An 8,476-nucleotide genomic window follows, 5' to 3' on the forward strand; every position below is an offset into this window, starting at 1 on the left:
ATGTCCGGTTCTTAGGGGAGGAGAGAGAGGTGACTCTCGAACCTTACCCGACAACCGAGCCTAGAAAAGCAACCTATATTCAAGCAGGGCGCAACAAACAAAACCCTGACTTGATTGGAGAAAATTCCCGCCGAGTATAACTTTAACAACGGCAAGAGTCCAGGGAATCCAATGGTTGAATTGGCTACACCTAACGGAACAATCAATCTCAGCGAGGGAACGAATAAAAACGAATTGTGGGTCTAGGAGAAGTCGAACTCCATGTAGACCAGACGAGAGGATTAAACCCCATAATTCGGGTAGGACAGACCGTAATTGGTCTGAGGTATTCAGAATACACTCACTCGTAGAAGAGAAAATGATTAGACACAGTTACAGCCCACATTCCGCACTTCAAAATGTAGTACAAAAGATTACCCAATTGCTCTCTAATACGAGTAAATAAAGATACTGAAAATCTTTAAGTAAGTCGGCATTAAAGATAAATCAAGAGTGATGAAGTATACAGCAGGTTGCATAGCCTATAAATACTTGGTTTCAAGCTTTTCACAAAACTAAACAGACATTGTTTTATGATGCTTTTATTAGCATGATACCAAAAGTGAGACAATCAAAAAAACTCAAAAATATTTGAGGAGTAAAAATGTCTCCAATATCAAAAGCAGAAATAAAAAATATTGATCATCTAGGAATAGTAGCTGGTCTAATTGATGAAATAGGGATAGTTGAAATAATTAATGACAAATTAGGAATGGACTCTCGTGAGAAGATTGCATCGGGAACATTGGTCAAAGCTATTTTAATCAACGGCTTAGGATTTGTATCAAAACCTTTATATTTATTTAGTCAGTTTTTTGATGATAAAGCAATCAAAATATTATTGGGAGAAGATGTAGAAAGTGATTATCTTAATGATGATAAAATTGGAAGAGTCATGGATAATTTATATAAACATGGATTGAATAATCTCTTTATAGAAGTTGTATTATCAGTGATTAAAAAATTTAAAATAAGTACGAAATATTCACATTTGGATGCTACATCATTTCATCTACATGGAGAATATAACAGTGAAGATAATAAAGAAAAGATAGTGACTTAAGAAAACTAGATAAAAAACTAAAGAAAGAAAGAAAAAGATAAAGTTGAGAAACTGCTCAAAGAATTAAAAAAAGAAGATTTTGAAAGTCCAGAACAAGCGCGATATAAGTTAAAAGTCATCAACAAAAATCTGAAATTATGGGAAATTCAAGAAGTAAAAACTATTGAAAGTAAGTCAAAAGATAATAAGACTGTTTATAAAATGTCAGGAGTAGGTTATGAAAAATCACAAGAAATAGAAACACAGAGAAAACAAGCTGGAAGATTTATTTTAGCGACTAATTTAGTTGACAAAGAGAAGTTAGAACCAGAGTCAATTATTACAACTTATAAAAATCAACAATCTTGTGAGAGAGGATTTAGATTTCTGAAAGACCCCTTATTTTTTGCCGATAGTTTTTTTGTTGAAAATCCTGAAAGAATAGAGACTATGCTATTTTTGATGTCTCTGTGCTTGTTAGTTTATAATCTTGGTCAAAGGGAACTGAGAAATACCTTAAAAAGAGTCAAAATCGGCATCAAAAATCAGCTAGGTAAATTAACGATTTGTCCGACGTTAAGATGGGTATTCCAATGCTTTCAAGGAATTCATCTCTTAACATTAAATGGGATTAATCAAATTGTTAATTTAACATCAGAACGTCATTTTATTTTGAGTTATCTGCCATCATCTTGCCAAAAATATTATTTGCTTTCTTAATCTAAGCAAAGTTTAGAGAGGGAATAAAAAATTTATTAATACCCGAAGGAACAGTTATTGCTCCGGCAATTTTTAGTGCTTAAATAATCTCCTTTTATGAGTCAAATCTTTTATGTTTAATATTTTTTTGCTTCATCATATTAATTCAGTATTATTTTCTTAATTATCCTGACTTTTCGCTTTTCTCTTGACTGTAATCTCTTTGTATTTCAAGTTGAAGTGCGGAATGTGGGCTACATTAATGCCAAACGATCGCCCCGTTTTGGAAAAGTTTCAGGAATACAAGAAAAGTGGCGAATTTCTGATGTTCTAAAGCATTTTTTCTAAGAATTGCTTGGCGCGATCGCACTTAGGATTTTGGAAAAACTCGCCAGGGGTAGTATCTTCTGCTAAACTTCCCTGGTCGAGGAACATAATCCGATTGGCAACTTCTCTTGCAAACCCCATTTCATGGGTAACGATCGCCATTGTCATCCCAGATAGAGCTAAAGCTTTCATCACTTCCAGCACATCTTTGACCATTTCGGGATCTAGTGCAGAGGTGGGTTCATCAAATAAAATCATCTCAGGTTCCATTGCTAATGCACGAGCGATCGCTACTCGCTGTTTCTGTCCCCCAGATAGTTTAGATGGGTACACCGACACTTTTGACTCTAAACCTACCGATTCAAGCAATTCTAAGCCATGTTGTTCTGCTTTTTGCTTGTTTATTCCTTTCACCTTGATGGGTGCGTAGGTGACATTTTGCAGCACATTCATGTGGGGAAACAAATTAAAATGTTGAAAGACCATCACCAAATGCTGGCGCACTTTAGCGATGTTTGCTTTAGGCTTGGTAATTTCTTGATCGTGAAAGTAGATTCTGCCTCTGGTGGGTTGTTCTAGCAAGTTTATGCATCGCAGAAAGGTAGACTTACCTGAACCAGAAGGGCCTAATATAGCAACCACTTCCCCCTGATAAAATTCAGTGGAAATATCTTTGAGTACGTCGAGTTTGCCAAAGGATTTACATAAGAATTCCGTCCGAATTACTACATTACTCACTTTGCCGTAACCTCCTTTCTAAAGCCGATGCACTCAAGGTCATACCCATTACCAAAACATAGTAGATTAATCCTGCAAATAGCAGTGGTTCAAAATAAATATACTTATTTGCACCAACGATTTGGGCGCTACGTAATATTTCCACCACCCCAATTGTTGACACCAACGCAGAATCTTTGAGCAATCCGATAGTTTCATTTACCAATGCGGGGAGAATGTTCTTTAATGCTTGCGGTAAAATCACATCCCACATCATCAACCAATAGGGAACACCCATAGACATCGCCGCTTCACTTTGTCCTTTATCCACCGCCTGAATCCCACCCCTGATGGTTTCCGACATATAAGCACCAGAATTCAGGGTAAAAGTTAGTACCCCAGCCTGCAATGCGGAAATGTCATAACCTGTAAGCTGGGGTGTTGCGTAGTAAACCAACGCCAATTGTAATAACAAAGGTGTACCTCGAAAAACAGAGGTGTAGGCGTTAGCAACCCAGGTAAGTGGCTTGATGCCGAGAATTTTTAATAGAGATAGGATTGTTCCCCAGATTAACCCCAAGGTTACAGATAATAGCGTGAACAACAATGTTAAAGGGATTCCCCGAAGAATAAAGGGAATATCTGGAAGAATTCTGGTGAAGTCGAGATTCAATCCGCCTTTGGCAGGAGTTGAGGATGCAGGATTGGCGGTATTCTGTGAAAACCATTTGGCGACAAGTTTATTTAATGTGCCATCGTCCTTAATTTGTTGAAGGACTTTGTTAAACGGTTCTACAAAAGAAGAACCTTTAGGAAAAGCGATCGCAGATCCACTTGCTTCCTCTGAAGGAATAACATTAAATTCTAAATCTGGGTTAGCTTGGGCGAATCCCTTAGCAACAGTATCCTCAACAATTGCGGCATCAATTCGCCCAGATTTGATTTCCTGAACTACTTCCGGCACTTTATTGAGTTGCTTTAGTTGAATACCCGCAACTTTTTTAGCAATTTTCTGGGCATTTTGCTCTTGTATCGTTCCTAATTGCACCCCAACCTTTTTGCCTGATAAATCTTGGGGCTGCTTCAGATTGCTGCCTTTAGGAGCGACAATCGTATCTTTAGCTTCGTAATAAATAATTGAAAAATCAATATTTTTTTGACGTTCTGGAGTCGGAGTCATCCCAGCCATGACAAAATCAGCGCGATTTGCTTGGAGTGCGGGAATTAAGCCATTAAAATCGGATTCCATGATTTGAAGTTTAAACCCTAGTTTTTCAGCAAGGGTTTTGGCAATATCTATATCAAAGCCAACGATTTCGCGATCGCCTCCTTTCGTATCATAAAACTCATAAGGAGGATAATCTGGGGAAGTAATCATCGTCAGCGTGTCTTTCCCTAAAGATGAGGCAGCTTTTAGAGAATTACTATGTCCGATGATGATGCTGATTACTACTGCTACAACTAGTATCGTTGATAGCCATACTTTCTTTTTATTCATGGACTTGATAATTATATAAATTCCATCGCTATCAAAAGATTTTAGTGTAGCTAGAAGTTTTGTGCGGAAGCTTTTGAATCTGCATTTGCTTTGTTGTTAAGACTCCTTGAAGATAGATAGGTATGGTTCATAAATAAAAGCTCGGTTACGTTTATTTCCAGTAACTTCTTCCACGATTCCCATATTACATAATTCTCTGACTAAAATGTTAGCGTTAGTGTATGATAATTGGGTAAATTCTTGAGCCATTTCTATATTAAAAACTGGCTTGTAATAGAGTTTTTCGAGTAAAGCTATAGCATTCCCTGCCTTCCGATTTCCCATTCGTTCCATTACTGTTTTACGATGCTCTTCTTTTAAATTAACTATTTGACGAGCAACAGTAGATGCTTCCTGAGAAACTTCATATACACCTTTCAGAAAAAATTTAAGCCAGCTTTCCCAGTCCCCATTATCCCTGATAGATTGGAGATGATTATAATATTGCAAACGGTATTTTTTGAAGTAATAAGATATATAGAGCAGAGGGCGTTTTAATATATTTTTTTCACATAATAAGAGAGTAATTAGTAAGCGTCCTGTTCTTCCATTGCCGTCTTCAAAAGGGTGAATTGTTTCAAACTGAGCATGAGCTAATCCAATTTTAATTAAAGCTGGCATTGGAGCAGAGTCATGTAAAAACTTCTCAAAATTACTTAAAGCTTCTTGCATATCATGGGGTGGAGGTGGAACATAAGTAGCTTCCTTTAAATTACATCTTCCCTCACCAATCCAATTTTGGCTGCGGCGAAATTCTCCTGAACCCTTTTCAGAACCTCGACCTTCTCTCAATAATTCTTTATGAATTTCACGGATCAATCGCAATGACAAAGGAAAATTATTCTCTAATCTTTCGAGTCCGTGATTAATTGCTGCAATATAGTTGACAACTTCGGTTACATCTTGCGGGTTGTCTGGTTCCACTGTACGGGATTCAAACTCAAGGACATCTATCAAAGAAGCTTGTGTTCCTTCAATCTGACTTGACAACACTGCCTCTTTACGAACATACATAAACACGAATAAGTCGGGATTAGGTAAAGCGTCTGTTGATCCATCTAAACGACCTAATGCTCTATCTGCTTGTGATAAAAGTTCTAACATTTCATCATCAATACATAATTTGGGTATAGGCGGTAAAGGATTAGGTATAAAAGCTTTGTATCCAGTAAGTTGTTCTATGTATCTACCTGCTCTATCGGTATCAACCATATTATCGATTTCATTCACAAGAGACAATTTTTCATCCATGTTATCAAATGCCCTTAGTATCAGCAATAAGAATTTTTTTGCGTTTATACATGATATAATCATGAATTTTATATATTGAAACAAACAGCAAGTAAACTGCATGTTCCTTTTGCCTTAGTTTCCTGAGTAGTCAATACACTTGCTATACTTATGTGGATACCAGTAATTACTGTAGTAAATGAAACATTAATTTTGGTTTAATGTTTCATCTGTCTTAGTTTTAAATCTGTTAGAAATCAAAGAAAGTTAAACCTAAATAGGGATAGAATACGAAATATCCCATCCCTACTTCATTTTTTGATTAACTAACTCTATAAGAGTTTGACCTTTTAACTTTCATCAAATAGACTTATCCTGCTTTACGCATATAATGCTAAAAACCAGAGTTTTGGTGAGGAACCGAAAGACTCTGGTGAAGACAAAGTTTCCTCCCCGTCCGCTGCTTTCCAGATGCTATCAAAAGTCAAGGAAAGTCAAATCAAACCTTTAATTTGGTCGCCTCCAGTAACTTAACGCTGGCATAAATTGCATCAATATAAGGTGTGGGAATTTGAGTCAGTTTTCCCAATTCTGCCACCGCGCCAACGATCGCGTCTATCTCCGTAGCGCGTCCGGCTTCAATATCTTGTAACATTGAGGTTTTGTGAGCGCCAACATTTTCTGCTCCATTAATTCGCTGTTCTAAAGTGATACCAAATTTTATACCCAAATTTTCTGCGATCGCTTGAGTTTCACTCATCATTTGCCGCGCTAGTTCACGGGTGAGGGGATAGCGGCAAATACCCTCCAGAGTAGCACCAGTCAGGGCACTGATGGGATTAAACGCCACATTACCCCACAATTTGATCCAAATTTCCGTGCGAATCTGATTGCGGATTGGTGCTTTGAATCCTGCCTGTTTGAGAGTCTGTGCTAATAATTGGATGCGATCGCTTTTACTACCATCGATTTCACCAACAGTAAAGCGATCGCCTTCAATATGTTTAATTACACCTGGTTCAATTATCTCAGTTGCCGGGTAAACAACACAACCAATGGCGCGTTGGGCACTGATACTAGCTTCAATAATCCCATCTGGGTCAACAGATTGAATCCGCGTCCCTTCATACTCACCGCCATGCTGACGAAAGTACCACCAAGGAACGCCATTTTGGGCTGTCACCACCATCGTGTGAGAATTGTAGAGTGCAGGGAGAGAAGGTGCGATCGCAGCCACACTGTGAGCCTTGACAGTTAAAATGACTACATCTTGTGGCCCCGCTTCCTGAATATCGTTAGTTGCAAACGGAGTAACAATTTGGCTAGAACCATCTGCCATGAGCAGCTTCAGCCCATTTTTTTGAATTGCCTCCAAATGGGAACCACGGGCAATTAGCGTCACTGCTTCACCTGCCAGTGCCAGTTTTGCTCCTAAATATCCACCAATTGCACCCGCGCCAACAATACAAATTTTCATTTTGTTTAGGGATAGTTAGCAAATAATTAACTACTTATTTACCCTCAAACAGGTAGGCTTTGTATCGCTTTCAGTAAATCTTGATGAACAGATTTTGAGGCAGCTATTATCAATCCAGGCAGACTATAGTTTTTACAAGTATGCAGTGGCGGTAAAGTCGAACCGGAAAGAGTAGTTACAATCCAACCAGCCTCTCTCGCAATAAAAGCGAGTGCAGCAACATCAATAAATTTGCCCGATTTAATTACTGCCCCACTCAAGTCACCACTGAGAATACCGTTAAGATTAGGAATTTGAATATCACTAGAGTAATCATTCGCTATATCGATTACTTGATATCGATCTTTTAGTGAATGTGCGATCGCATTCATCCCCCATCCCAACAAAATAGCAGGTTTGACAGATGTTATTTGTAATGGGGAACAGGCTTCTAGACTCATTTCCAGAGTCCCTTTAAAAGCACCTTCACCTCGAAGAGCATAAAAATAAATATTTTGGGCAGGAGAAATGGCAATTACAGCTTCAAAGTCATCTGAATTTAGAATACTGAGAATAATTTGGTAATTAGAATGTCCATCCATATAAAACTTTGTACCATCGATGGGGTCGAGTGTGACTAAGTAATCACCTTCTGAACCGAGTTCGGTAGCACGAAAATACTTTGTGTTGTTAGAGCTTGCATACTCTTCTCCATAAAAGCGAATATCTGGAAAAGTGCCCAGTAATACTACTTCTACTAGATTTTGAATAGCCACATCCGCATCAGTAAGTGCAGCACTAAAAAAGTTGTTTCCTTCTCCTTTGGCGGGAAGTGCAGCAATTTTTGGTTGAAGAAAATGGGCATAAGCTGCTGCTACTTTAAGATGGGGGAGTAAAGTCTCCAAAATTAGTCGAGTAGTTGGTGTTGTGGACATTGCAGCAAACTCCTTTCAGAAATAATCTACCGTTCGCAGAGCGATAGAATTCTATATCTAGACAAAATTACGGTATCATTTTGGTGCAATGATACCACAATCTTTACCAATCTACCGGACGTTCAAGGAACCACGGCATTGATTGCAGGAACTGCTAGTAGTCTGTCAATTCAACTTTGACGAGTAGATAAATTCGGCGTTGCATATTTGCGGGATGATTTTACTATTTTTGTGGGATGCGCAACATGAGCGTCTCTTGTATTTCCGGGCGGGCAGGAGATGCCATTGGTGTCAACTTAACGTGAAACCCTCGCAATGACGTTATATTAAACCTACTCAATTACCAATTAAGTCGTCGGAACCCCACCCCGCTTTTGTCTAGCGACAAAATCTCCCCTCCCCGTTCACGGGGAGGGGATTAAGGGGAGCCAGTGCGGTGCTTGGGGTCTCCCCCGCCGCAGGATGCGCGAAGCGCTGTAGTGGAGCATCTGGCG

Annotated in this window: 5 protein-coding genes and 1 pseudogene; 1 reads left to right on the forward strand and 5 read right to left on the reverse strand. The window is 38.7% G+C overall.

From position 1 onward, the window contains the following. Window positions 1-643 precede the first annotated feature (643 nt). Window positions 644-1,801, forward strand: a pseudogene (locus HWQ36_RS31860) (IS1634 family transposase). Window positions 1,802-2,110: 309 nt separating this feature from the next. On the opposite strand, the gene HWQ36_RS31865 reads toward HWQ36_RS31860, so the two are convergent. From HWQ36_RS31865 to HWQ36_RS31885, 5 genes are all read right to left on the reverse strand, one after another. Further along, window positions 2,111-2,845 carry an amino acid ABC transporter ATP-binding protein gene (locus HWQ36_RS31865; protein WP_292710360.1) on the reverse strand — a complete coding sequence of 245 codons (735 nt, stop codon included), beginning with the start codon at window positions 2,843-2,845 and terminating at the stop codon, window positions 2,111-2,113. After that, entirely contained in the window at window positions 2,838-4,322 is a 1,485-nt protein-coding gene (locus tag HWQ36_RS31870; RefSeq protein ID WP_292710362.1) for an ABC transporter permease subunit, read from the reverse strand. Before HWQ36_RS31870 ends, HWQ36_RS31865 begins: the two co-directional genes overlap by 8 nt. 96 nt (window positions 4,323-4,418) lie before the next feature. Beyond that, on the reverse strand, window positions 4,419-5,612 hold the full coding sequence (locus HWQ36_RS31875; RefSeq protein ID WP_292710365.1) for a Fic family protein: 1,194 nt from the start codon (window positions 5,610-5,612) through the stop codon (window positions 4,419-4,421). 478 nt (window positions 5,613-6,090) lie between these two features. After that, window positions 6,091-7,068: a 2-dehydropantoate 2-reductase gene (locus HWQ36_RS31880; RefSeq protein WP_292710367.1), complete on the reverse strand. Its 978-nt coding sequence runs from the start codon at window positions 7,066-7,068 to the stop codon at window positions 6,091-6,093. A 44-nt stretch (window positions 7,069-7,112) separates the two neighbouring features. Then, on the reverse strand, window positions 7,113-7,982 hold the full coding sequence (locus HWQ36_RS31885) for an inositol monophosphatase family protein (RefSeq protein ID WP_292710370.1): 870 nt from the start codon (window positions 7,980-7,982) through the stop codon (window positions 7,113-7,115). Window positions 7,983-8,476 lie beyond the last annotated feature (494 nt).

Origin of the sequence: Nostoc sp. NMS2 (genome assembly GCF_017115105.1) — a bacterium.
Lineage (GTDB): Bacteria > Cyanobacteriota > Cyanobacteriia > Cyanobacteriales > Nostocaceae > Nostoc.

Excerpts from the sequence above, each read along its gene's own strand:
- HWQ36_RS31870 (WP_292710362.1), bottom strand. The coding sequence starts at position 4,322 with ATGAATAAAAAGAAAGTATGGCTATCAACGATACTAGTTGTAGCAGTA.
- HWQ36_RS31875 (WP_292710365.1), bottom strand. The coding sequence starts at position 5,612 with ATGGATGAAAAATTGTCTCTTGTGAATGAAATCGATAATATGGTTGAT.
- HWQ36_RS31880 (WP_292710367.1), bottom strand. The coding sequence starts at position 7,068 with ATGAAAATTTGTATTGTTGGCGCGGGTGCAATTGGTGGATATTTAGGA.
- HWQ36_RS31885 (WP_292710370.1), bottom strand. The coding sequence starts at position 7,982 with ATGTCCACAACACCAACTACTCGACTAATTTTGGAGACTTTACTCCCC.